The organism is Aeromonas genomosp. paramedia (genome assembly GCF_023093515.1).
Classification (GTDB): Bacteria; Pseudomonadota; Gammaproteobacteria; order Enterobacterales; family Aeromonadaceae; genus Aeromonas.
On record NZ_JAAROG010000001.1, the window covers coordinates 341,436 to 363,744 of the forward strand.

Consider the following 22,309-nt stretch of genomic DNA (forward strand, 5'->3'; position numbering starts at 1 on the left):
CGAGAGGATCCTTGGGATCACACGGGATCCAGGGTATCCAGCGGCCAGCGCGGCACCGCCTTGACGACCAGCGGCTCGAACACGCCTGCCTTGAGGCGTTGCATGCCGGCATAGGCGATCATGGCGCCGTTGTCGGTGCAATACTCGGTGCGCGGATAGAACACCTCGCCCTTGAGGCTCTCCATCAGCTCGGCCAGCTGGGCGCGCAGATGACGGTTGGCGCTGACGCCCCCGGCCACCACCAGGCGCTTGAGCCCGGTCTCTTTCAAGGCGCGGCGGCACTTGATGGCCAGGGTGTCGACCACAGCATCCTCAAACGCCCGGGCGATATCGGCACGAGTCTGCTCATCGTCACCGTTGGCGGCTATGGTGTTGGCGGCAAAGGTCTTGAGGCCGGAGAAGCTCATGTCGAGGCCGGGTCTGTCGGTCATGGGGCGGGGGAAGGTGAAGCGTCCCGTGGTTCCTTTCTCGGCCAGACGGGAGAGCAGGGGACCGCCCGGGTAGTCCAGTCCCATCAGCTTGGCGGTCTTGTCGAAGGCCTCGCCGGCGGCATCGTCGATGGATTCTCCCAGCAGCTGATAGCTGCCGATACCGTCGACCCGCACCAGCATGGAGTGACCGCCGGAGACCAGCAGCGCCACGAAGGGGAACTCGGGGGCCCGCTCCTCCAGCATGGGGGCCAGCAGGTGGCCCTCCATATGGTGCACCGCCACGGCGGGTTTACCCCAGGCCATGGCGAGGGAGCGGCCTATGGTCGCCCCCACCAGGATGGCGCCAACCAGACCCGGTCCCGCAGTGTAGGCGATGCCGTCGATGTCATCTTTACCCAGTCCCGCCTCTTGCAATGCGGCCTGGATCAGGGGGATCGTCTTGCGGACGTGATCCCGGCTGGCGAGCTCGGGGACGACGCCACCGTAGTCCGCATGCAGCTTGACCTGGCTGTACAACTGGTGGGAAAGGATCCCTTTTTGATCGTCGAAGATCGCGATCCCGGTTTCGTCACAGGATGTCTCTATGCCCAATACACGCATTGCTAAAAAATTTCACTGCTAAAATGAGACGGCTATGGTAACCTTCGCGGGTTTTTTAAACCAGAGCGATCTCTGCGGGTTTACTTTCATTCCCTGTCCAGAGTATAATTTCGCACCATTTTAAGACATGCTGATCGATTGAAGGTCAGCTAACCATATATCACTGAGGTGAAAGGCACATGCCAGTAATCAAAGTCCGTGAAAATGAGCCGTTTGACGTTGCTCTGCGTCGCTTCAAGCGTTCTTGCGAAAAGGCCGGTATCCTGTCTGAAGTTCGTAGCCGTGAGTTCTACGAGAAGCCGACTACCATTCGCAAGCGTGCCAAAGCGTCTGCCGTCAAGCGTCACGCCAAGAAGCTGTCCCGCGAAAACGCACGTCGTATCCGCCTGTACTAATCGGGGGATCATGCCGTGTCTCTGAAGGATCGACTCAAGGATCAACAAAAACTCGCCATGCTGGCCAAAGACAAGGCCCGCTTGGGAGCGATCCGTTTGTTGATGGCAGAAATCAAGCAGCGTGAAGTCGATACCCGTGTCGAGCTCAATGATGAGGATATCCTCGCTGTCGTGACCAAGATGGTCAAACAGCGCCGTGATTCCATCAGCCAATTTGAAGCTGCCGGTCGTCAGGATCTTGCCGACAAAGAGTCCGCCGAGATCCTGGTGCTGCAGGAATTCCTGCCGCAACAGCTGACCGCAGAGGAAATTGCCGTGTTGATCGAGCAAGCCATCACCGAAAGTGGGGCTGCCGTCATGGCGGACATGGGCAAAGTCATGGCTGTCTTGAAGCCGAAAATTCAGGGGCGTGCCGATGTCGGCGCCGTCAGTGCTCAGGTGAAAACCCGCTTGGCGTAACAGGCATTTCTCTTGTTAGTCGAAAGAAGCCGTGCTTCCCTGTGAATGCGCGGCTTTTTTATTTTCTCTGCAGTGAAACAGGACGGTTATGGCAGGCAGGATCCCACAATCCTTTATCGATGATCTGCTCGTACGCACAGACATAGTCGAGCTGATCGACTCGCGAGTGCGGCTGAAGAAGGCTGGCAAGAACTATCAGGCTTGTTGTCCTTTTCATAACGAAAAAAGCCCCTCTTTCACCGTCAGTCAGGAGAAGCAGTTCTACCACTGCTTCGGTTGCGGTGCTCACGGCAATGCCATCGGCTTTGTCATGGAGTACGACGGACTCGAATTCCCGGACGCCATCGAAGAGCTCGCCAGCATGCAAGGCATGCAGGTGCCTCGCGAGCAGAGCCTGGGCGGTTCTGGCAGTGCCCAACCCGCCGTCAGCAAGGATCTCTTTGAGCTGATGAACCAGATCGCCCGCTTCTACGAAAGCAACCTGAAGAGCGCTCCCCATGCGGTGGAGTACCTCAAAGGGCGTGGCCTGACCGGGGAAGTGGTCAAGCGCTTCAACATAGGCTATGCCCCGGGAGACTGGGATCAGGTGAGGCGCCGTTTCGGGACCAGCCGGGATCACGAGCAGTTGCTTATCTCCGGCGGCATGTTGATCCCCCGAGACAGCGGCCCTGGCAGCTATGATCGCTTCCGTGATCGCATCATGTTCCCCATCCGCGACAAGCGGGGTCGGGTCATCGGCTTCGGTGGCCGGGTGCTGGGGGATGGCACTCCCAAGTACCTGAACTCCCCTGAAACCCCCATCTTCCACAAGGGACGTGAACTGTTTGGCCTCTACGAGGTGAAGCAGACACACAAGGATCCTCGCCGGATCCTGGTGGTGGAAGGCTACATGGATGTGGTGGCGCTCGGTCAGTACGACATCGACTATGCGGTGGCCGCGCTGGGCACCGCCACTACCAGCGACCATATCCACACCCTGTTTCGCACCACGGCCGAGGTGGTCTGCTGTTACGATGGCGACAACGCCGGTCGTGAGGCAGCCTGGCGGGCGCTGGACAACGCACTCTCCCATCTGCAGGACGGGCGCGAACTCAAATTCGTGTTCCTGCCCGATGGGGAGGATCCCGATTCTCTGGTCCGCCAGATCGGCAAGGAGGGGTTTGAGGCCTTGCTGGACGAGGCCCAGCCCTTCGCCGATTTCATGTTCGAGCGTCTCGGGCGTGATGCCGCCCTCTCTGGCGAGGCGGGCAAGTTTGAAGTGGCCAACAAGGCTGCCGAACTGATCCGTCGCGTGCCGGAGGGCTTTACCCGGGAAGGATTGATCACCCGGCTCTCCAGCATGATGCGCTGGGGGGAGAACAAGCAGCGGATCGCCGAGCTGTTTGCCCGCAATAGCCAGCCCAAGGGCGAAGTCAGCAAGCCCAAGGCCGCCAAACTGACCCCCATTCGCCGGGCACTGGCTCTGATGGTGCAATATCCGGCGGTGACGGCCGAACTGCCGGCCATGCCGGAACTGGCTGGGCTGAGGGTGCAGGGCATCAAGTTCCTGTTGCAGCTGCATCAGCAGATCCTGACTCAGCCAGGGATCACTACCGGCATCCTGCTGGAGCACTGGCGCGGCACCAAGGAGGGGGAAATCCTGGCTCAGCTGGCCATGCACGACCTGTTTGAAGAGATCAAGCTCGACCAGGAGCCGGATATTCTGGGAGAATTGCAGGATACCTTCGTCGGTTTCATCAACCAGTTTCTGAAGCAACGAATCGAAGAATTGCAGGCCAAGGTGGCTCAGGAAGGGCTAAGCTCTGAGGAAACACAGGAGCTGATGATGCTGATCAGAGAGGTACAGATTGAGAAAAGAAATGAGAGCGGGGCTTGATATTTGAGTGATTAGTCCCAATATGAATACCGTTGCCCGAATCGACGGGATTAAAAGCAAACATTTTATAACCGCCTGGCCCCGACAATACTGCGGGCAGGGGTTTCTCATGACCGACGCCGCAACCAGACATAGCATGTCTGGCGGTTTTCTATTAGAATTGGCTATTTGCGCAGCAGCGCACTGTACGCGCAACCTAGCAACACCAACCGGATGAGTTCTATGGAGCAAACCCCGCAGTCTCAGCTTAAACTCCTCGTTGCCAAAGGTAAAGAACAGGGCTACCTGACCTATGCCGAGGTGAACGATCACCTCCCGCAAGACATTGTCGACTCTGACCAGATCGAAGACATCATCCAGATGATCAACGATATGGGTATCCAGGTAGTGGAAAACGCCCCGGACGCCGATGATCTGATCATGGCCGAAGGTGGTACCGCCGATGAGGACGCTGCCGAAGCAGCGGCCCAGGCTCTGGCATCTGTTGAATCTGAGATTGGTCGCACGACCGATCCCGTCCGCATGTACATGCGGGAAATGGGTACCGTCGAACTGCTGACCCGTGAAGGCGAAATCGACATCGCCAAACGGATCGAGGACGGTATCAATCAGGTACAAAGCTCCGTTGCCGAGTACCCTGAAGCCATCACTTACCTGCTCGAACAGTACGACAAGTACGAAGCCGAGCAACTGCGTCTGTCCGACATCATCTCCGGCTTTATCGATCCGAACGAAGCGGACGACGTGGCGCCGACCGCCACCCACATCGGCTCCGAACTCAGTGAAGACGATCTCGCTGACGAAGACGAAGATGAAGACGAGGATGAAGACGAAGACGGCGACAGCTCCGACGACGACGGGGACGGTGGTCCGGATCCGGAAGTCGCCCGCGAGAAGTTCGGCGAGCTGCGTGCCCAGTACGAAGTCACCCGTCTCTCCATCCAGAAGAATGGTCGCGCCCACGACGACACCCAGGCTGCCATCGCCCAGCTGGCCGATGTGTTCCGTCAATTCCGCCTGATGCCCAAGCAGTTCGATCGCCTGGTCAACAACATGCGGGAGATGATGGAGCGGGTTCGCGTGCAGGAACGCATCATCATGAAGCTCTGCGTTGAGCAGGCCAAGATGCCGAAGAAGACCTTCGTCGCTGCCTTCACCAACAACGAGTGCGAGACTGCCTGGTTTGAATACCAGAAGCAGGCTGGCAAGGCCTGGTCTCCCCGTCTGCTCGAGATGGACGAAGAAGTGCTGCGTTCCATCGGCAAGCTGCAGCAGATCGAAGAAGAGACCGGTCTGTCCATCGCCCAGATCAAGGACATCAACCGTCGCATGAGCATTGGTGAGGCCAAGGCCCGCCGAGCGAAGAAAGAGATGGTCGAGGCCAACTTGCGTCTGGTTATCTCCATCGCCAAGAAGTACACCAACCGTGGTCTGCAGTTCCTGGATCTGATCCAGGAGGGCAACATAGGTCTGATGAAGGCGGTGGACAAGTTTGAATACCGTCGTGGCTATAAGTTCTCGACCTATGCCACCTGGTGGATCCGTCAGGCCATTACCCGCTCAATCGCGGATCAGGCCCGTACCATCCGTATCCCGGTGCACATGATCGAGACCATCAACAAGCTCAACCGTATCTCCCGTCAGATGCTGCAGGAGATGGGTCGTGAACCGAACCCGGAAGAGCTGGCCATGCGCATGGGCATGCCGGAAGACAAGATCCGCAAGGTACTGAAGATCGCCAAGGAGCCCATCTCCATGGAGACTCCCATCGGTGATGATGAAGACTCCCACTTGGGCGACTTTATCGAAGATACCACGCTCGCCCTGCCGGCGGATGCGGCCACCAGCGAGAGCCTGCGCAACGCCACCCGCGAAGTGCTGGCCGGTCTGACCGCCCGCGAAGCCAAGGTGCTGCGGATGCGTTTCGGGATCGACATGAACACTGACCACACCCTCGAGGAAGTGGGCAAGCAGTTCGACGTCACCCGTGAGCGTATTCGTCAGATCGAAGCCAAGGCACTGCGCAAACTGCGCCACCCGAGCCGCTCGGAAGTGCTGCGCAGCTTCCTGGACGAATAGTCCTGAGGCACCGCCTGAACTTGTCTCAAAAGCCCCGCCATGCGGGGCTTTGTTTTATCCGGCAGCCTGAGTGCAAAAGATTAGCGGATTAGTGGACAAAAACTCGCCAAGTGGTTGATCTGACTATGGACGGCTTATCCCACATCCCCTATAATCCACGCCGCAAAACCAAGATTCTGGCCCCTTAGCTCAGTTGGTTAGAGCAGTCGACTCATAATCGATTGGTCGCCCGTTCAAGTCGGGCAGGGGCCACCACATTCAGACAAAGCCGCTCATCATGAGCGGCTTTGTCGTTTCTGGCGTTCACCAGCGCCGGTCCAGGTCGGCGGCGTAGAGTGCCATGGCGCGCCTGTAGGGGACGAGGGCAGGATCTGCGGTCGTCTCGGCCAGCACCCCCAGCAAGGTCTCCATCCCCTCCTTGTGGCGCCCCAGGTTGTAGCTGGTCATGGCACGGAACACCCTGAACTCGGTGGCATCCGGAAAGCGGGCCAGGGCCTCGTCGAAAGTGGCCAGCGCCTCGGCATATTGCCCGGTGCAGCGATAGGAGCTGCCAAGGCCGAGCCAGGCGCCGCGCAAGGAGGCCTCACCCAGCCCCAGCGTGATGGCCTTCTGGTAGAGGGGGATGGCCTGGGCCTCGCGCCCCTGCATGTCGTGCAGGCTGGCCACTTCATAATGCAGTTCGGCGTGTTGCGGGTGCTCGATGAGTTGCAGCAGGCCGTGCTGGCGGGCTTCTTCGATCCGTCCCTCGGCCTTGAGGGTTTCCAATAGTTTCATATGCGCTCCTGCGTGGGGATGAAGGATCAGTATGCCTGCCGACGGGCTGGCGGGGAACCGGTCATGGGGCCATGAAAAAGGCCTCCCGCCGATGGCGGGAGGCCTGGTTCAGAATGCCCTGGGCGTGTGTCCAGCCCTATTGGGCGCTCAGGCTGTAGGCCAGTGTCTGGTCGTTGAAGCGCACCACATAGGCGCCGACCGCCGCTGTGGTGATGTCGGCTCCGGCCAGCTCGGCCACGCCGTCCTTGTTGGTGTCACCGTAGTTCTGGGTCCAGTCACCCTTGACGTCGAACTTGAAGCGCTGGCCGCCGTTGCCATCCCCGCTGCCGGTGAAGGTGACGCCGGCCTGCCACTGGTGATCCCCCACCAGTGTCATGGGGGTGGTGCCCCAGTTGTTGGTGGTGCCGCGAATGTTGAGGCTGGCGACATTCCTAGCATAGGCGACGCTGACCGGGGTCAGGCTGTATTGCAGGGTCAGGTCGTTGAAGCGCACCCGGTACTGGCCGCTGACCGGGGTCAGTATGTCGGCGCCCCCCAGCTCGGCCACGCCATCCTTGTTGGTGTCGCCATAGTTCTGGGTCCAGTCACCCTTGACGTCGAACTTGAAGCGCTGGTTGGCCTGGCCGTCGAAGGTGGCCAATGCCTCCCACTGATTGTCGGCAACCAGCGTCATGGCAAGGGATCCCCAGGCATTGGGGGTGCCACGCAGGTGCAGGGTGGGCAGCACGCTGTTGTAGGCACCGTTGCTGTCGGTGACTGTCACAGTGGCGCTGGCACTGGCGGTCAGCCCCTCGGTATCGGTGACTGTCAGGGTGACAACATGGGTGCCCGGGGTATCGAACTGGACTGTCTCAGTGGGGGCGCTGCCGCCGGTGGACCAGCTGTAGCTTGCCACGCCTTCATCATCGGTGGAGGCGGAGCCATCGAACACCACGCTCTCTCCCGTCTTGACGCTGAGGACCTTGGGCGAGAGGGCGGCGACCGGTGCCTGGTTGCTGGCGAGGGGGGTCACCGTATAGCGCAGATCGCTCTCGCTCAGGGTGATGCGGTAGGTGCCCGCCCCGCTGACCAGGATATCCTTGCTGCTGCCTTTGTCGGCGATGCCGTCCCCTTCGTTGTCGCCGTAGTTCTCGGTCCAGTTGCCGAAGACGTCGAACTTGAAGCGCTGGGCGCCGGTGGCGTCACCGCTGCCGGTCAGGGTCAGGGTGGCGGACCAGACACGGTTGGCATCGACTGCCATGGGGGTATTGCCCCAGGCATTGTGGGTGCCGCGCAGGTTCATGCTGCTGAACTTGTTGCCCGGCAGGGCGCTGCCGCCACAGGGGCTGGTCTTGGTACAGCCGGCGATGATGGCGGCCGCCTTCATGGCGGGCACGTTCAGGCTGGCCTTGCCGCTGCCGTCGACGGTGACATAGCCCCCGCTGCAGTAGTCATTGCCGCCGAGGAGGTTGCAGTACTCGCCCGCCGGCAGACCGGTCTGCACCGAGGCCACCAGGCTGCCGCTCTCGTTGTTGATGGCGACGAAGCCCTTGTCACCGCGGCCGAAGGCTATCTGGTTGTTGCCGTTGTCCCACCAGTTGCTGACCGGCTGGCCTTCGGTCCTGTTGTGGAACAGGGCCATATTCATGATGGTCGGGCGACGCTGCTCGCAGTTCCACTGGCCGTCTGTGCAGGGCGTGCTGCCCGGCGCCCCCTTGTCGGTTTCATAGGTACCCATGTTCTCGAAGCGATAGCCCGACATCACCTGCTTCCAGCCATAGGGCCAGGCCATCATGAAGGTGTTGGCCAGCTCATAGCGGGCACCGCTCATGAAGGTGAGCATGCCGCCACCGCCGTGGCCGCGTTCGCGGTCGTGGTTGACCACGAAGACGAAGGCCTTGCTGGAGGGGAGCAGGCCCCAGCTCTCGCCGAGGGTCTTGAGGTTCTTGATCTGGCCGTTGAAGTTGGCAGCGAGATCGGTGCCGTATTTGAAGTCGGTGACGGTATCGATATAGGTGTAGCGACCCGGCTGGATGTCCGCCGACTCTCCCCCGGCACCTATCACCTCCAGATAGGCCTTGGGGCTGCCCGCCTTGTCGAGAATGGCCTTCACCTCGCCGGGAGCCATGTGCTTGGCCGCATCGATACGAAAGCCCGCCACGCCCCAACCCAGCAGGGTCTTCATGTAGGTGGCTATCTGATCCTGCACGTAGGGATAGCCGGTATTGAGATCCGGCATGCCGTAGAGGGCGCCGTTCCAGACGTTGTTGCTGTCGCCGTAGTTGGTGATGTCACCGCTGTGGTGGAAGTCGTTGTAGCCGAACTGGGGATACTGATACTGCCCCGAGTTGTAGCTGCCGCCGCCGGTGGCGGTTCCGGTGCCCGAGGCCAGCTGGTTGAAGACGGCGTCCGCATAGACCTTGACCCCGGCCGCGTTGCAGCGGGTGATCATGCTCCTCAGTTCCGCCTCGCTGCCACCGAAGCTGTTGAAGTTCTTGAAGCTGACTGGCTGGTAGACGGTCCACCAGACCTGGCTCCCCTGCTTGTGCTCGGCGGGCGGGGTGATCTGGACACCGCCGAATCCCTTGGGACCGAGCACTGTCTCGCACTCATTGGCGATGTCGTTGAACTTCCATTGGAACAGGTGGACCATGACCCCTTCGGCGGTGGCTGTGTGGCTGAATGAGCCCAGCACCGCGGCGAGCACGGCGGTTCGAAACACTGTGTTGTGCATGACGATTTTCCCTTCGATCTTGTTATTGACGTCTCACTGTCATCATGTCGAACGGACCACAAACAACCTCGTTCGGCTCTGTAGCATTCATGAAATCGAGGAGATTGAAAATCGTACAGCCGGGATTAGTTAAGAAGTGTGAATGAAAATGCTTTCATGGCGGCGAGGCAAAAGAGGGGGGAGGCGTCACGCCGTTGAGGGGGGTAAACCGGTGCGGCCGCCAGTAAGAGGTGGTCTTGCGGCCGGACCGGCGGGACAGGAAGACGGGCACAGTGGTGCCCGTCTGCTTCAGGAATGGGGTTCCTGCTGGTGCTGCGACACCCTGCGCCGGCGGCGGGGCAGCATGCGGGTCACCAGGTTGCTGCGCTGACGCCAGGAGGTGTAGACGATGGCGCCCAGGTGCAGGGCTATCATGGCCTGCAGCGCCCAGGTACACCATTCGTGCCAGTCGTCTGCCCCCAGCTCGAAGCCGGTCTCTGTGTTCTGGAACCAGCCGCTGCCGGCGGTCGCCAGCACCAGCAGCCAGAGTGCCCAGACCGCCAGCTTGCCGCTGCCGTGATGGCCGGGCGCCGCGGGGGCGCGCTCGCGCAGCGCCACCGCCTGCTGGCGGAAATCGTCCCGGCTCGGGATCAGAGCGCTCAGGCGGGCATGGCCCCGTGCCAGGGTGAGCCCCCACAGCAGGCGCAAGCCGATCAGGGCCATGGCGCCATAGCCCAGCCACTCATGCCACTCCTCGCCCGCCTCGTTGAGCCAGAGGTTGCCGATGCAGACCGCTGCCACACCCCAGTGGGTGAGGCGGACCAGACCATCCCAGTGGAAGGGATCAGCCTTTCTGCTTGGCATATTGGTGGTACTCCTTCTTCAGGTCGTTGACCTTGGCCAGGTGGGCCTGGGCCTTCTCCTGATCACCGGCCTGCAGGGCCGCCAGGCTGGCATCCAGCTCGCTCTGCACCTTGTTCATGCCCTCGAGGAACTTCTCCTTCTTGGCAGCTGGCATGTTTCTCTCCTTGGCCACATCGAGCTGAGCCTTCATCTCCTTGATGTGTTTCTCCATGGTGGCCGCATCATCTGCCTTGACGGCCTGCTTGTAGTTGAAGCCGATCTTCTTCATCGGCTGCTCCAGATCGCCGGCCATGGCGGGCAGGGTCATCAGGCCAAACATCAGGGGCAGCAGCAGGGGACGCACAGTTTTCAACATGGGATTTCCTTATGAGACGACGAGATTGCAGGTTCTTATGGCACTCATTTGAGTGCGGTATCATACAGCATGATGCCATGAAAGCGGGGCAATTGTATGGGGAAAGTGCGACCAATTGTGACGAAATGTGTGCATTGTGCTGTACATATGTAGTCAGAAGAGGATGAACCGGGGGCGGAAGCAGGGCGGCAACCCGGGGCCGTGGACCCGAGGCGGCGAGCGGTGTCAAGGGGATGGATGCCGCCTTGCCACCCCCATGCCGGGCTGGGGAGGAAGCCTGAAACCTGCAGGGCGGTCCCCGGTGGCCCGGGCAGCAAAAAGGGCCCGCAGGCCCTTGTGTTCGGTGGGGGAGGCGGCCTTTATTTGGCCTGCTCGCGCTCGATGGCACGCCAGCCGATGTCCTTGCGGTAGAAGACACCGTCCCACTGGATGCGACCCGCCAGCTGGTAGGCGCGTTGCTGCGCCTCGGCGACGGTGTGGCCCAGCGCGGTGGCGCACAGCACGCGGCCACCGGCGGTGACTATGGTGTCTCCCGCCAGCTGGGAGCCGGCATGGAATACCTTCTCGCCGCTCGCCTCTTCCACCGGCAGGCCGCTGATGGGCTTGCCCTGCTGGTAGTCACCGGGGTAACCGCCCGCCGCCAGCACCACGCCGATGGCGACGCGGGGATCATAGATGGCTTCGACCTGATCCAGCTTGCCGGCACAGGCGGCCAGGCAGAGCTCCACCAGATCGGAGCGCATCCGCAGCATGATGGGCTGGGTCTCGGGGTCGCCGAAGCGGCAGTTGAACTCGATCACCTTGGGGTTGCCCTGGGCATCGATCATCAGGCCGGCGTAGAGGAAGCCGGTGTAGACGTTGCCCTCGGCCGCCATGCCGCGCACTGTCGGCATGATCACCTGCTCCATCACTTTTTGATGCACCGCATCTGTCACCACGGGCGCCGGGGAGTAGGCCCCCATGCCGCCAGTGTTGAGGCCGGTGTCGCCGTCGCCGACTCGCTTGTGATCCTGGCTGGTGGCCATGGGCAGCACGTGCTCGCCGTCCACCATGACGATGAAGCTCGCCTCTTCCCCGTCCAGGAACTCCTCGATCACCACACGGGCACCGGCGTCGCCGAAGGCATTGCCGGAGAGCATGTCGCGCACTGCCGCTTCCGCCTCTTCGAGGATCATGGCGACGATGACGCCCTTGCCTGCCGCCAGACCGTCAGCCTTGATGACGATGGGGGCACCCTTCTCGCGCAGGTAGGCCAGCGCCGGCTCCACCTCGGTGAAGTTCTGGTACTCGGCGGTGGGGATGGCGTGGCGCGCCAGGAAGTCCTTGGCGAAGGCCTTGGAGCCCTCCAGCTGGGCGGCTGCGGCGGTCGGGCCGAAGATGGCGAGCCCTTCGGCACGGAAGGCATCCACCACCCCTTTCACCAGGGGCGCTTCCGGCCCGACTATGGTGAGACCGATCTGCTGGGCCTTGGCGAAGGCCAGCAGGGCCTGGATGTCGGTCGCCTCGATGGCGACGTTCTCTATGCTGCCCTCGTGGGCGGTGCCGGCATTGCCGGGGGCGACGAACACCCGGGTCACCATGGGGGATTGCTTGGCCTTCCAGGCCAGGGCGTGCTCACGGCCGCCGTTGCCAATGATCAGTACTTTCATCGTATCGCTCGCTTCTATTTGTGATAACCGCCTGGGGCTGCGGTTGAAAATAGTCAGTTGAAAAGAGACAACAAAAGGGCCGCCAGTGGCGGCCCTGACTCATCAGTGACGGAAATGGCGCATGTTGGTGAACACCATGCACATGCCGTGCTCGTTGGCGGCCTCGATCACCTCGTTGTCACGCATGGAGCCACCTGGCTGGATGACGCAGGAGATGCCCGCGGCAGCGGCGGCATCTATGCCGTCGCGGAACGGGAAGAAGGCGTCGGAGGCCATGACAGAGCCCGCGACGGTCAGCCCTTCATCCTCGGCCTTGATGCCGGCGATCTTGGCGGAGTAGACCCGGCTCATCTGACCGGCACCCACGCCTATGGTCTGGCCGTCTTTGGCGTAGACGATGGCGTTGGACTTGACGAACTTGGCGACCTTCCAGCAGAACAGCAGGTCCTTGAGTTCGGCCTCGGTGGGCTGACGCTGGCTGACCACGGTGAGATCCCCCAGGGTGACCATGCCGTGATCCCGCTCCTGCACCAGCAGGCCGCCGTTGACGCGCTTGAGGTCAAAGCCCTGGGCCGGGGCAGTCCACTGGCCGCACTCGAGCAGACGCACGTTCTGCTTGGCCGCCACCGCCTCGCGGGCCGCCTGGCTGATGCTGGGGGCTATGATCACCTCGACGAACTGACGGGCGACGATAGCCGCCGCGGTGGCACCATCCAGCTCGCGGTTGAAGGCGATGATGCCGCCAAAGGCGGAGGTGGGGTCGGTCTGGTAGGCGCGATCGTAGGCACCCAGCAGGTCGTCACCGATGGCAACGCCACAGGGGTTGGCGTGCTTGACGATGACGCAGGCCGGCTCGGCGAACTCCTTCACGCACTCCAGCGCCGCGTCTGTGTCGGCGATGTTGTTGTAGGAGAGCGCCTTGCCCTGCAGCTGGATGGCGCTTGCCACCGAGCCCGGTGCGGCCTGCTCTTCGGCGTAGAAGGCGGCAGCCTGGTGGCTGTTCTCGCCGTAGCGCATGTCCTGCTTCTTGATGAACTGGGCGTTGAAGGTGCGCGGGAAGCGGGACTCGGCGTCACCCTCCTTGTTGTCACCGTAGGAGGGGACCAGGGTGCCGAAGTAGTTGGCTATCATGCCGTCGTAGGCGGCGGTGTGCTCGAAGGCGGCGATGGCGAGATCGAAGCGGGTAGCCAGGGTCAGGCTGTTGCCGTTGCCATCCATCTCGGCGATCACCCGGCCGTAATCGGCCGCCTTGACGACTATGGTGACGTCCTTGTGGTTCTTGGCGGCGGAGCGAACCATGGTCGGGCCGCCGATGTCGATGTTCTCGACGGCGTCTTCCAGGGTGCAACCGGGCTTGGCCACGGTGGCGGCGAAGGGATAGAGGTTGACGACGACCATGTCGATGGGGGAGATAGCGTGCTGGGCCATGATGGCGTCATCCCGGTCGCGGCGGCCGAGGATGCCACCGTGCACCTTGGGGTGCAGGGTCTTGACCCGGCCGTCCATCATCTCGGGGAAGCCGGTGTAGTCGGAGACCTCGGTCACCGGCAGGCCCGCGTCGGCCAGCAGCTTGGCGGTTCCACCGGTGGAGAGCAGGGCCACGCCACGCTCGTTGAGTGCCTTGGCAAATTCCAGGATGCCAGTCTTGTCAGACACACTCAGCAGCGCACGGCGAATGGGTCGAGCTTGTTCCATCACACTATCGTCCTCAGCATAACGGGGACCGTTCCATGGGAGGCGAGGCTCAACACAGAGAGTCCCCAAATAAATGGAAGTGGGGGATTTCGCAAACCACTCTCGCCCGGCGAGCCGGGGGTTGGCAAAAGCGTTTTAGGAAATGCCCGCTTGACGCGACGCTCTCTTGTGGGCGCGTATTCTACACAAAAAATGTGAGCTGTGGTGGATTTTTTAAAGAGACAAAGCCTTGTGTGGTGCGGTGTTAAACGTTTTCTGGTGATTTTTTGTGAAACGTTTGTCTTTTCAGTGTTTTGAGGGCCAAGGGGCGGGATCGCCGGGGTTGTCTACTGCTTTCCTGCCTTTGGCTGGCAATCGCCGGGCAAAGGGGTGATAGTGGAAGCCGGTTTATATTGAGTACCATTTTGGGCGCTATGCCATGTCGGGGAGAGGGTTATGTATCGGATCGGGGAACTGGCCAAGGCGTGCGGGGTGAAGGCGGACACCCTGCGCTTTTACGAGAAGAACGGGCTCATCTCGCCGGGGATCCGCAACGAGTCTGGCTACCGCCTCTATGGGGAGCAGGACAGGCGGCGGCTGGAGTTCATCATCCGCGCCAAGTCGGTGGGTTTCTCCCTGGCGGACATCGGCGAGCTGCTCGCCCTCGACACCAACAAGGCGCGGGTGACCTGCCAGGAGGTAAAGGCGGTGGCCGACACCAAGCTTGAACAGGTGGAGCAGAAGATCCTGGAGCTGACCCGCTTTCGGGAGAACCTGAAGGCGCTCTCCGACATCTGCTGCGGTGGCCCCCGCTCGGCGGAGCACTGCGCCATCCTGGAGACCCTGGAATCCGGCGCCCCCTCCCGTCACGAGCATCACGACCATGAGCACTGAGTGCCATCGTCCCCGGGTCTCTGCCTTCCTCGCCCTCTCCCTCGACGGCTTTATCGCGGGGGAGGGCGGGGATCTTGACTGGCTCGCCCCCTATGGCGGCGACTCCCAGGAGGAGACCGGCTACAGCGCCCTGATGGCCAGCACCGATCTGCTGCTGATGGGGCGCAACAGCTATGAAACCGTGCTCGGCTTCCCCGAGTGGCCCTATGGTGACAAACCTGTGACTGTGCTGACCCGCAGGCCCGCCACGCCCCGTGCCCATGTCTCTTTCCGGCAGGGGGCGCTGGCGCAGGTGCTGAGCGAGCTGGGGCAGCAGGGAGCGCGTCACATCTATCTGGACGGTGGCGAGGTCGTGAGGCAGGGCCTGCAGGCCGCGCTGGTGGACGAGCTGACCCTGTTCTGGGTGCCGGTCACCCTGGGGGCCGGCGTTTCCCTGTGGACGCAAGCCCTGCCCGGGCGCCTGGTGCCTGTGTCCAGCGCCGTGCTGCCAAGCGGCCTGGTGCGGGTCGTCTATCACCCGGCCTGAGCCCTTGCAGGCGGGCGGCAAGAGGCGCACAATCGGTGCGTTTTTTCGCCGTCCTGAGCTGCCTCCTTGGCCCCTCGTTCGGCAAAGTGCCATTCATTACCATCACAGCAAAGGAGCCAGCATGGCCAAGAAGAAGGTGGCCCTCGCCACCACTGAACCCGTCCACGATCATCAGCGCGGCATTATCCAGGACAACCACCTCAAGGCACTGGTGACTTCTCCCCTGTTTCAGGCCAGGGTCGAGCCAAGCAAGAAGGGCAAGGGGAGCTACCAGCGCAAGGCCAAGCACGGCAAGCGGTGGGAGCCCGGTCAACAGCAGAGGGTACGCGTCTGCTGCTGAGCGGGTTTCTGCTTTGGAACCTGTCCACGATCTTGCTGCGAGGCCGTGATCAAGGCTCATGTGCTGCTCGGAATCCTCATGTGTACTTACACACTCCGGTTCCTGCGCTGCTCTTCACCTTGCTGACAGCCTCTCGCGACAGACCGTGAACAGGTTCTTGGAACCAAAACAAGCGGGGCGCTCATGGCGCCCCGCTTGTGTTCCATCTGGTTAAAGGCGGTTACCTCATTCGTCCATAAAGAGCTCGAGCAGCACGTTCAGGTAGCGATGGCCGAGGGAGGTCAGCTGCCAATATTCGCCGAGATCCTCGATAAGCTCCTTGGTCTGGGCAACAGCGAGCATGGTCTCCACCCGCTCCAGCGGCAGCCCGGTATAGGCCTCGAACTCCGCCTTGGGGGCGGGCTCGAAGAGCCGGAAGCGGTTCATAAAGTACTCCAGCGGCAGATCGTCCGCGCTCACCTGCCACTGGCTGTCCAGATAGGGGCGGGCAGGGTCCAGATACCCCTTGGGGTGCTTCACCTTGGCGGTGCGCAGGATCTGCTGGTTCGCGAGATCCGTCACCTTGCCGTGGGCGCCGCAGCCTATGCCCAGATAGTCGCCAAAGCGCCAGTAGTTGAGGTTGTGGCGGCACTGATAGCCCGCCTTGGCGTAGGCCGAGATCTCGTATTGCTGATAACCCTGGGCGGTGAGCATGGCGTGGCCCTGCTCGTAGATGTCCCACAGGGTGTCGTCCTCCGGCAGCTTGGGGGGCTTGGAGGCGAACGCCGTGTTCGGCTCTATGGTGAGCTGATACCAGGAGAGGTGCGGCGGCGCGCAGTCGATGGCCTGCTGCAGATCATAGAGGGCATCCTCCAGGCTCTGATCCGGCAGGCCGTGCATCAGATCCAGATTGAAGGTGGGAAGCGATATGGCATGGGCCAGCTCGGCGGCCTTGCGCGCCTCTTCCGGGCCGTGGATGCGGCCGAGGCGGGTCAATTTTTCCTGCTGGAAGCTCTGCACCCCGATGGAGATGCGGTTGATGCCGGCTCGCTGGAAGCCGGCGAACTTGTCCGCCTCCACAGTGCCCGGGTTGGCCTCCATGGTGATCTCGCAGTCCGGGGTCAGGGCGATGCGGGCACGCACCCCGTCCAGCAGCGCCTGCATGGCTTCCACGGAGAGCAGACTCGGCGTACCACCGCCGATGAAGATGGAGGAGAGCGGGCGCCCCTGGGCCCAGTGCAGATCCTGATCCAGATCCTCCAGCAGGGCGGCCACGTACTCGAGGTGGGGCAGCTCCCCCTTCTGGGCGTGAGAGTTGAAGTCGCAGTAGGGGCACTTCTGGACGCACCAGGGCACATGGATATAGAGGGAGAGGGGCGGCAGTTGCAGCATGGTGTTTCCAGTATTCAAAAAATCAAAATGGGGGCCGGTCGGGTGGCCCCCATTGTAGATGAAATGCGTGTCGGCGTATCCCGGCGCCCGGTCGGGTCTCAGTGCGCCGCGGCCAGCGCCGCCTTGAGCTTGGCCAGCGCCTGGCCGCGATGGCTGAGCTGGTTCTTGAGCTCCGCCGGCATCTGGGCCGAGGTGCAGTCGTGATCCGGTACGAAGAACACGGGATCATAGCCGAAGCCGTGCTGACCGCGGGGCTCGTCGATGATCATCCCCTCCCAGCTCGCCTGGCAGATGATGGGGGTGGGATCGTCGGCGTGGCGCATATAGACCAGCACGCACCAGAAGCGGGCGCTCTTGAGGTAGTCGGGGGCGCCTTGCAGCTCGGCCAGCAGCTTGTCGATGTTCTCCTTGTCGCTGGCACCGGCGCCGGCAAAGCGGGCGGAGTAGACGCCGGGGCGACCGTGCAGCAGGTCCACTTCCAGGCCTGAGTCGTCGGCGACGGCGGGCAGGCCTGTGATGCGGGCAGCGTGGCGTGCCTTGATGATGGCATTCTCGACGAAGGTGGTGCCGGTCTCGTCGGCATCGGAGACCGCAAACTCGCTCTGTGGGATCACCTGGATCTTCATATCGGCCAGCATGGCGGCCAATTCCTTCACCTTTTTCTGGTTCCCTGTTGCCAGGACAAGCTTGTTCATCACGCACCTCCGCAAAAATAATCTGCGCATTCTATGCGGGGCAGGGGTTTAGTAAAAGCGCCAATTGCCTGCAATCCGGCACCGGATGTGGGTCGCCGCGGCAGTGCAGAGGAGTGGATAAAATACATGTTTCCAAGGAGGAATAACCGAAGTGATTAAATACCATTTCAATTCATTACTCTGAGTCAGTAGACTCGCGCACCAATCGATTTTCCCCCTAGGGCTTGAGGTGACTGATGCCATTGATTCTTCTGCTTGTACTCCTGGTGCTGTTCAGCCCGCTGGCCATCGACATCTATCTGCCCGCCATCCCGCAGATGGCCGAGCAGCTGGGGGCCGAAGTGACCCTGATGCAGGGCACCATCACCTGGTTCCTGTTCAGCATGGGGCTGGGTCAGCTGCTGGTGGGGCCGCTCGCCGATCGCTACGGGCGCAAACCCATCGCCCTTGGCGGCGTGCTGCTCTACGGCCTGAGCGCCCTGGCCGCCGGTTTTGCGGCGAGCCTCGGCGAGCTGATGCTGGCGCGGGTGCTGCAAGGCTTCGGTGCCTGTGCCACCTCGGTCGCCGCCTTCTCCGTGGTGCGTGACAGCTATGGCCCCAAGAAGAGCGGTCAGATGATCTCCTACCTGAACGGCGCCATCTGCTTCATTCCGGCGCTGGCGCCCCTGCTCGGTGGCTGGCTCACCGCCAAGGCGGGCTGGTCGGCCAACTTCTGGTTTATGGCCGGGTATGCCGTTGTGGTCGGTAGCTGGCTGCTGTGGCGGATGCCGGAGACCCGCCCCGAGGAGACCAGCAGCAGCGGCCCGCTCATCAGCTGGTCGCGCTACAGCCCTGTGCTGCGCTCCCCGAGCTTCCTGTTCAACGCGGCGCTCTGCATGCTGGCGATGGCGGTGATCCTGGCCTATGTCACGGCGGCGCCGGTACAGCTGATGGTGAAGCTGGGTCTGGACATGAACGGGTTCAGCTACTGGTTCACCGCCAACGCGGCGCTCAACATCCTGGCCTGCTTCCTGGCACCGCGCTTCATCGCCAGGGTGGGACCGAGACGCACCCTGCGCATCGGCCTGCTGGTGCTGCTGGTGTCGGCCATCCTGCTGACGCTGACCATGCACCTGGCTCATCCGCTGGCGATGATGGGGCCAGTGTTCCTCTCCAGCATCGGCTTCGCCATGATCTTGGGCGCTGCCGCCGGCATGGCGCTGGCACCCTTCGGTCACTGCGCCGGGACCGCCGCCGCCCTGCTCGGCCTGTTCCAGATGAGCGGCTCCGGCGCCCTGGTGGGGATCACCGGTTGGTTGATGCCGGATCCCCTGAGCCAGCTGGCCCTGCACATGTGGCTGCTGCTGCCCCCCTTGCTGATGTTGATGACGCGGCAGGGTCGTCGCCTCTGCCTGCAGCCTTGATGCGCGGGGCAGAGCCCCGGCGTCGATGGATAACGTCGCTTGCACAGGCCATAAATCCTGTGCTCTGATGAACGAAACGGGGGCTTAAGGCCCCCTTCTTTTTTGGGCGCAGCGTCGCCAGGTGCCTATCATATTGGACAGTTCAGCGGAGAATCCCATGAGTCAGACAATCAACGCCGCCCTGGTGGGTTACGGCTTTGCAGGACAGACCTTCCACGCCCCCTTCCTGACCAGCACCCCGGGGCTTGCCCTGCGCCGGGTGGTGAGCCGTGATGCCGCCAAGGTGCAGGCCGAGCTGCCGGGCTGCCAGGTCGGCACCCTGGACGAGGTGCTGGCCGACAGCACGGTCGATCTGGTGGTGATAGCGACCCCGAACGATACCCATGCCCCCATCGCCCGTCAGGCCCTGCTGGCGGGTAAGCACGTGGTGATCGACAAGCCGTTCGCGCTGGATCTGGCCGAAGCCGAGGCGCTCGTCGAGCTGGCCGAGAAACAGCAGCGGCTGCTCAGCATCTTCCACAACCGGCGTTGGGACGGGGACTTCCTCACGGTACGCCGCCTGCTGGCGGAAGGAGCGCTGGGCAAGGTAGCCCAGTTTGAATCTCACTTTGATCGCTACCGCCCCGAGGTGCGTCAGCGCTGGCGCGAGGCGGGCGGCCCGGGTTCCGGGCTCTGGTTCGATCTCGGTCCCCACATCCTGGATCAGGCGTTGCAGCTGTTCGGCCAGCCTGACTGGATCCAGGCTGACTTGGCCGCCCAGCGCCCCGGCGCCCTGAGCGATGACTACTTCCACGTGTTGCTGGGTTACGGCGAGATGCGGGTCATTCTGCACGGCAGCTGCCTGGTCTCTGCCACCATGCCGCGTTTCGTCATCCACGGCAGCGAAGGATCCTTCATCAAGTTCGGCATGGATGTGCAGGAGGAGCAGCTCAAGCTCGGCCTGCGCCCGCTTGCGGCGAACTGGGGCCAGGATCCCGAACCCGGCCAGCTCAGCCGCATGGTGGAGGGGCAATCCCTGGTGCAGGCGGTGAGTGGGGAGGCCGGTGATTACGGCGCCTACTACCGCGGTGTCTGCGCCGCCATCAGGGGGGAGGCCGGCAACCCTGTGCCCGCGGTGGAGGCCCTGGCGGTGATGGCACTGCTGGATCTGGCCAGAGAGAGCGACAGCCAGGGGCGGCGGCTGAGCTGTCAGAAGCTGTCTGACTGAAGGCACGTTCACGATACCGGTGACGGCTGCCGAAATGGCAATCATTGACTGACAATCGTTCTCTTGTTGGTTTTTAATCGTGCGGTTTGGCGTAAATAAAGGCGTATTGTATTAACATTTGTCGTTGCAGTAGTTCTTTTTATCCAGCCAACGAGAAAATATCATTGTGATACGCGTTTTCATTGGTCGCATATGGGGATATATTTCGCGCGCCTCCCGACTCCCGGTGGCTCGCTGTTTTACCGGGGGCGAAGACGCACAGTGATGGTTTTTGACACCATCTCTCCATCTTTTTTTGAGGGTATGCACATGAACAAAGTACTGGTAGCCGGTATCCTGGGTCTGATGTTGACCGCCTGTGGTCAGAAAGAAGAAGCCGCCGCTCCGGCCGCTACTCCGGCCGCCGACGTTGCTGCAACTGTTAGCGAAGCTGCCTCTACCGTAGAGAAGGCCGCTTCCGAAGCCTCTGCTACCGTCGAGAAGGCTGCTGCTGACGTGGCCACCAAGGCAGAAGCTGCTGTGAGCGATGCCAAGGCCAACTAAGCCTGCACCTCATAAAAAAATCGGGCCCGGCGGTAACGCCGGGCCCGTTTTTTTATGGCCACTGCGGGCAACGGCTCCCCGCTCAGGGTAGCGGCTCCACCAGCAGGATATGGGAGTCATATCCCGTCACCCGGACTCTGCTGCCCGCCGCCAGCGGCTGGTTGCAGCGCACCGTCCAGACGGTGTCATCCAGGTGCACCCGGCTCATCCCCTGGCTCACCTCATCAAGCAGGGTCAGCTCCCGTCCCAGATAGCTCTGCATCCGCTCGTTGATGGGGGCGGCCGCATCCCGGCTCGAGCGGTCGCGCTTGTGCTGCCAGCGCCACCAGGCCCAGGTGGTCACCAGGGACTGCGCCGCGAACAGCAGCAGCTGTGCCTGCCAGCCGAAGGGCCAGATCAGCAGCAAGATCCCCACCTCCAGGGCGGCGATGCCGGTCCAGAGCAGGAAGCCCACAGATCCCAGCACCTCGATGGCCAGCAGCACGAAACCGAGCCCCAGCCAGTGCCAGTGGGTCAGCCCCTCGAACAGGGCTGTCATGGCTTGCCGACCTTGCCATCTTTGTTGAACAGCTCGGCCATGCCGGCCACCGAACCAATCAGGCTGCCCGCTTCCAGGGGCATCATGATGATCTTGCTGTTGGGCCCTTCACCGATGCGGGCCAGGGCCTCGGTGTATTTCTGGGCCACGAAGTAGTTGATGGCCTGCATATCCCCCTCGGCGATGGCCTGGGAGACCATATGGGTTGCCTTGGCTTCCGCCTCGGCGGCACGCTCCCGCGCCTCGGCGGCGAGGAAGGCGGCCTGGCGTTCCCCCTCGGCTTTGAGGATCTGGGACTGCTTCTCCCCTTCCGCTTTCAGGATCTTGGACTGGCGCACCCCTTCGGCCTCCAGCACCTCGGCCCGCTTCTGGCGCTCGGCCTTCATCTGGGCGTTCATCGCCTCCACCAGGGCGAGCGGCGGGCGCACATCCTTGATCTCGATCCGGGTTACCTTGATGCCCCAGGGGGCGGTGGCGGCATCCATGGTACGCAAGAGCTTCTCGTTGATGGTGTCGCGCTGGGAGAGCATCTCGTCCAGCTCCATGGCGCCGAGCACTGTCCGCATATTGGTCATCGTCAGATTTCTGATGGCGCTGGTGAGATCGTTGACCTCATAGGCCCCTTTGCGGGCATCCACCACCTGCACGAAGCTGATGGCGTCTATGGTGACGTTGGCGTTGTCCCGGGAGATCACCTCCTGGGCCGGGATGTCCAGCACCTGCTCCATCATGATGATCTTGTGGCCGACTCTGTCCACATAGGGGATCAGCAGGTTGAGGCCCGGGGTCAGGGTACGGGTGTAGCGGCCGAAGCGCTCCACGGTCCAGTTGAAACCCTGTGGCACTATCTTGATGCCCGCGCTCAGGGTGGCCAGCACCAGGAACACGAAGATCCCCAGCACAATCAATGACTCATTCATGGTAAAGCTCCTTATGAAACACTT

The 22,309-nt window shown here is 62.1% G+C and carries 21 protein-coding genes and 1 tRNA gene; 11 read left to right on the forward strand and 11 right to left on the reverse strand.

Features of this window, described 5'->3' with window-relative positions; all coding sequences use genetic code 11:
• Nucleotides 1–17: 17 nt before the first annotated feature.
• Nucleotides 18–1,031, reverse strand: a complete 1,014-nt coding sequence (gene tsaD / locus HB860_RS01735) for a tRNA (adenosine(37)-N6)-threonylcarbamoyltransferase complex transferase subunit TsaD (RefSeq protein WP_043131995.1) — start codon at nucleotides 1,029–1,031, stop codon at nucleotides 18–20.
• Nucleotides 1,032–1,210: 179 nt separating this feature from the next.
• On the opposite strand from tsaD, the gene rpsU reads away from it, so the two are divergent.
• From rpsU to HB860_RS01760, 5 genes are all read left to right on the forward strand, one after another.
• On the forward strand, nucleotides 1,211–1,426 hold the full coding sequence (rpsU, locus tag HB860_RS01740) for a 30S ribosomal protein S21 (protein WP_005309452.1): 216 nt from the start codon (nucleotides 1,211–1,213) through the stop codon (nucleotides 1,424–1,426).
• A gap of 15 nt (nucleotides 1,427–1,441) precedes the next feature.
• The gene (locus HB860_RS01745) at nucleotides 1,442–1,885 is read left to right on the forward strand and encodes a GatB/YqeY domain-containing protein (protein ID WP_202047197.1); all 444 of its coding nucleotides are present in this window, start codon (nucleotides 1,442–1,444) and stop codon (nucleotides 1,883–1,885) included.
• 88 nt (nucleotides 1,886–1,973) lie between these two features.
• Nucleotides 1,974–3,761 carry a DNA primase gene (gene dnaG, locus HB860_RS01750; RefSeq protein WP_247625550.1) on the forward strand — a complete coding sequence of 596 codons (1,788 nt, stop codon included), beginning with the start codon at nucleotides 1,974–1,976 and terminating at the stop codon, nucleotides 3,759–3,761.
• Between the two features lie 183 nt (nucleotides 3,762–3,944).
• A complete protein-coding gene (gene rpoD / locus HB860_RS01755; protein WP_289976629.1) occupies nucleotides 3,945–5,840 on the forward strand; it encodes an RNA polymerase sigma factor RpoD in 1,896 nt (631 codons plus the stop codon).
• 178 nt (nucleotides 5,841–6,018) lie between these two features.
• Nucleotides 6,019–6,095 (forward strand) — tRNA-Ile (locus HB860_RS01760).
• A 48-nt stretch (nucleotides 6,096–6,143) separates the two neighbouring features.
• On the opposite strand, the gene HB860_RS01765 is transcribed toward HB860_RS01760, so the two are convergent.
• The 6 genes from HB860_RS01765 to purH form a co-directional block, all read right to left on the reverse strand.
• Nucleotides 6,144–6,614 carry a tetratricopeptide repeat protein gene (locus tag HB860_RS01765; RefSeq protein ID WP_247625551.1) on the reverse strand — a complete coding sequence of 157 codons (471 nt, stop codon included), beginning with the start codon at nucleotides 6,612–6,614 and terminating at the stop codon, nucleotides 6,144–6,146.
• Between the two features lie 136 nt (nucleotides 6,615–6,750).
• On the reverse strand, nucleotides 6,751–9,327 hold the full coding sequence (locus HB860_RS01770) for an alpha amylase C-terminal domain-containing protein (RefSeq protein WP_247625552.1): 2,577 nt from the start codon (nucleotides 9,325–9,327) through the stop codon (nucleotides 6,751–6,753).
• 288 nt (nucleotides 9,328–9,615) lie between these two features.
• Nucleotides 9,616–10,170: a cytochrome b/b6 domain-containing protein gene (locus HB860_RS01775; RefSeq protein WP_247625553.1), complete on the reverse strand. Its 555-nt coding sequence runs from the start codon at nucleotides 10,168–10,170 to the stop codon at nucleotides 9,616–9,618.
• On the reverse strand, nucleotides 10,151–10,525 hold the full coding sequence (locus tag HB860_RS01780; RefSeq protein WP_025328232.1) for a cytochrome b562: 375 nt from the start codon (nucleotides 10,523–10,525) through the stop codon (nucleotides 10,151–10,153). Before HB860_RS01780 ends, HB860_RS01775 begins: the two co-directional genes overlap by 20 nt.
• Before the next feature lie 359 nt (nucleotides 10,526–10,884).
• A complete protein-coding gene (purD, locus tag HB860_RS01785) occupies nucleotides 10,885–12,174 on the reverse strand; it encodes a phosphoribosylamine--glycine ligase (protein WP_247625554.1) in 1,290 nt (429 codons plus the stop codon).
• 102 nt (nucleotides 12,175–12,276) lie between these two features.
• Nucleotides 12,277–13,869: a bifunctional phosphoribosylaminoimidazolecarboxamide formyltransferase/IMP cyclohydrolase gene (gene purH / locus HB860_RS01790; protein ID WP_139434039.1), complete on the reverse strand. Its 1,593-nt coding sequence runs from the start codon at nucleotides 13,867–13,869 to the stop codon at nucleotides 12,277–12,279.
• A gap of 435 nt (nucleotides 13,870–14,304) precedes the next feature.
• Here purH and zntR point away from each other — a divergent pair, with 435 nt between their 5' ends.
• The 3 genes from zntR to HB860_RS01805 all read left to right on the forward strand — a co-directional run bounded on the left by zntR (nucleotide 14,305) and on the right by HB860_RS01805 (nucleotide 15,608).
• On the forward strand, nucleotides 14,305–14,742 hold the full coding sequence (zntR, locus tag HB860_RS01795; RefSeq protein WP_139434040.1) for a Zn(2+)-responsive transcriptional regulator: 438 nt from the start codon (nucleotides 14,305–14,307) through the stop codon (nucleotides 14,740–14,742).
• Nucleotides 14,732–15,268, forward strand: coding sequence for a dihydrofolate reductase family protein (locus HB860_RS01800; RefSeq protein WP_247625555.1), 537 nt, complete (start codon nucleotides 14,732–14,734; stop codon nucleotides 15,266–15,268). Before zntR ends, HB860_RS01800 begins: the two co-directional genes overlap by 11 nt.
• Before the next feature lie 121 nt (nucleotides 15,269–15,389).
• Nucleotides 15,390–15,608: an alternative ribosome-rescue factor A gene (locus HB860_RS01805; RefSeq protein WP_247625556.1), complete on the forward strand. Its 219-nt coding sequence runs from the start codon at nucleotides 15,390–15,392 to the stop codon at nucleotides 15,606–15,608.
• Nucleotides 15,609–15,833: 225 nt separating this feature from the next.
• Here the strand turns inward: HB860_RS01805 and hemW are convergent, their stop codons facing one another.
• Both hemW and rdgB read right to left on the reverse strand, forming a co-directional pair.
• On the reverse strand, nucleotides 15,834–16,979 hold the full coding sequence (gene hemW, locus HB860_RS01810) for a radical SAM family heme chaperone HemW (RefSeq protein WP_247625557.1): 1,146 nt from the start codon (nucleotides 16,977–16,979) through the stop codon (nucleotides 15,834–15,836).
• A gap of 98 nt (nucleotides 16,980–17,077) precedes the next feature.
• Complete coding sequence (gene rdgB / locus HB860_RS01815) at nucleotides 17,078–17,674, reverse strand: RdgB/HAM1 family non-canonical purine NTP pyrophosphatase (protein WP_025328225.1); 597 nt, start codon at nucleotides 17,672–17,674, stop codon at nucleotides 17,078–17,080.
• 236 nt (nucleotides 17,675–17,910) lie between these two features.
• Between rdgB and HB860_RS01820 the strand changes: the two genes are divergently transcribed.
• From HB860_RS01820 to HB860_RS01830, 3 genes are all read left to right on the forward strand, one after another.
• Nucleotides 17,911–19,077 carry a multidrug effflux MFS transporter gene (locus HB860_RS01820; RefSeq protein WP_247625558.1) on the forward strand — a complete coding sequence of 389 codons (1,167 nt, stop codon included), beginning with the start codon at nucleotides 17,911–17,913 and terminating at the stop codon, nucleotides 19,075–19,077.
• 157 nt (nucleotides 19,078–19,234) lie between these two features.
• Entirely contained in the window at nucleotides 19,235–20,284 is a 1,050-nt protein-coding gene (locus tag HB860_RS01825; protein WP_247625559.1) for an oxidoreductase, read from the forward strand.
• A gap of 309 nt (nucleotides 20,285–20,593) precedes the next feature.
• Nucleotides 20,594–20,827, forward strand: coding sequence for a hypothetical protein (locus tag HB860_RS01830; RefSeq protein ID WP_025328222.1), 234 nt, complete (start codon nucleotides 20,594–20,596; stop codon nucleotides 20,825–20,827).
• 82 nt (nucleotides 20,828–20,909) lie between these two features.
• Here the strand turns inward: HB860_RS01830 and HB860_RS01835 are convergent, their stop codons facing one another.
• Together HB860_RS01835 and HB860_RS01840 are read right to left on the reverse strand one after the other, a co-directional pair.
• The gene (locus HB860_RS01835) at nucleotides 20,910–21,365 is read right to left on the reverse strand and encodes an NfeD family protein (RefSeq protein WP_139434045.1); all 456 of its coding nucleotides are present in this window, start codon (nucleotides 21,363–21,365) and stop codon (nucleotides 20,910–20,912) included.
• Nucleotides 21,362–22,285, reverse strand: a complete 924-nt coding sequence (locus HB860_RS01840; protein WP_247625560.1) for an SPFH domain-containing protein — start codon at nucleotides 22,283–22,285, stop codon at nucleotides 21,362–21,364. The genes HB860_RS01835 and HB860_RS01840 overlap by 4 nt, the downstream gene beginning before the upstream one ends.
• Between the last annotated feature and the right edge of the window lie 24 nt (nucleotides 22,286–22,309).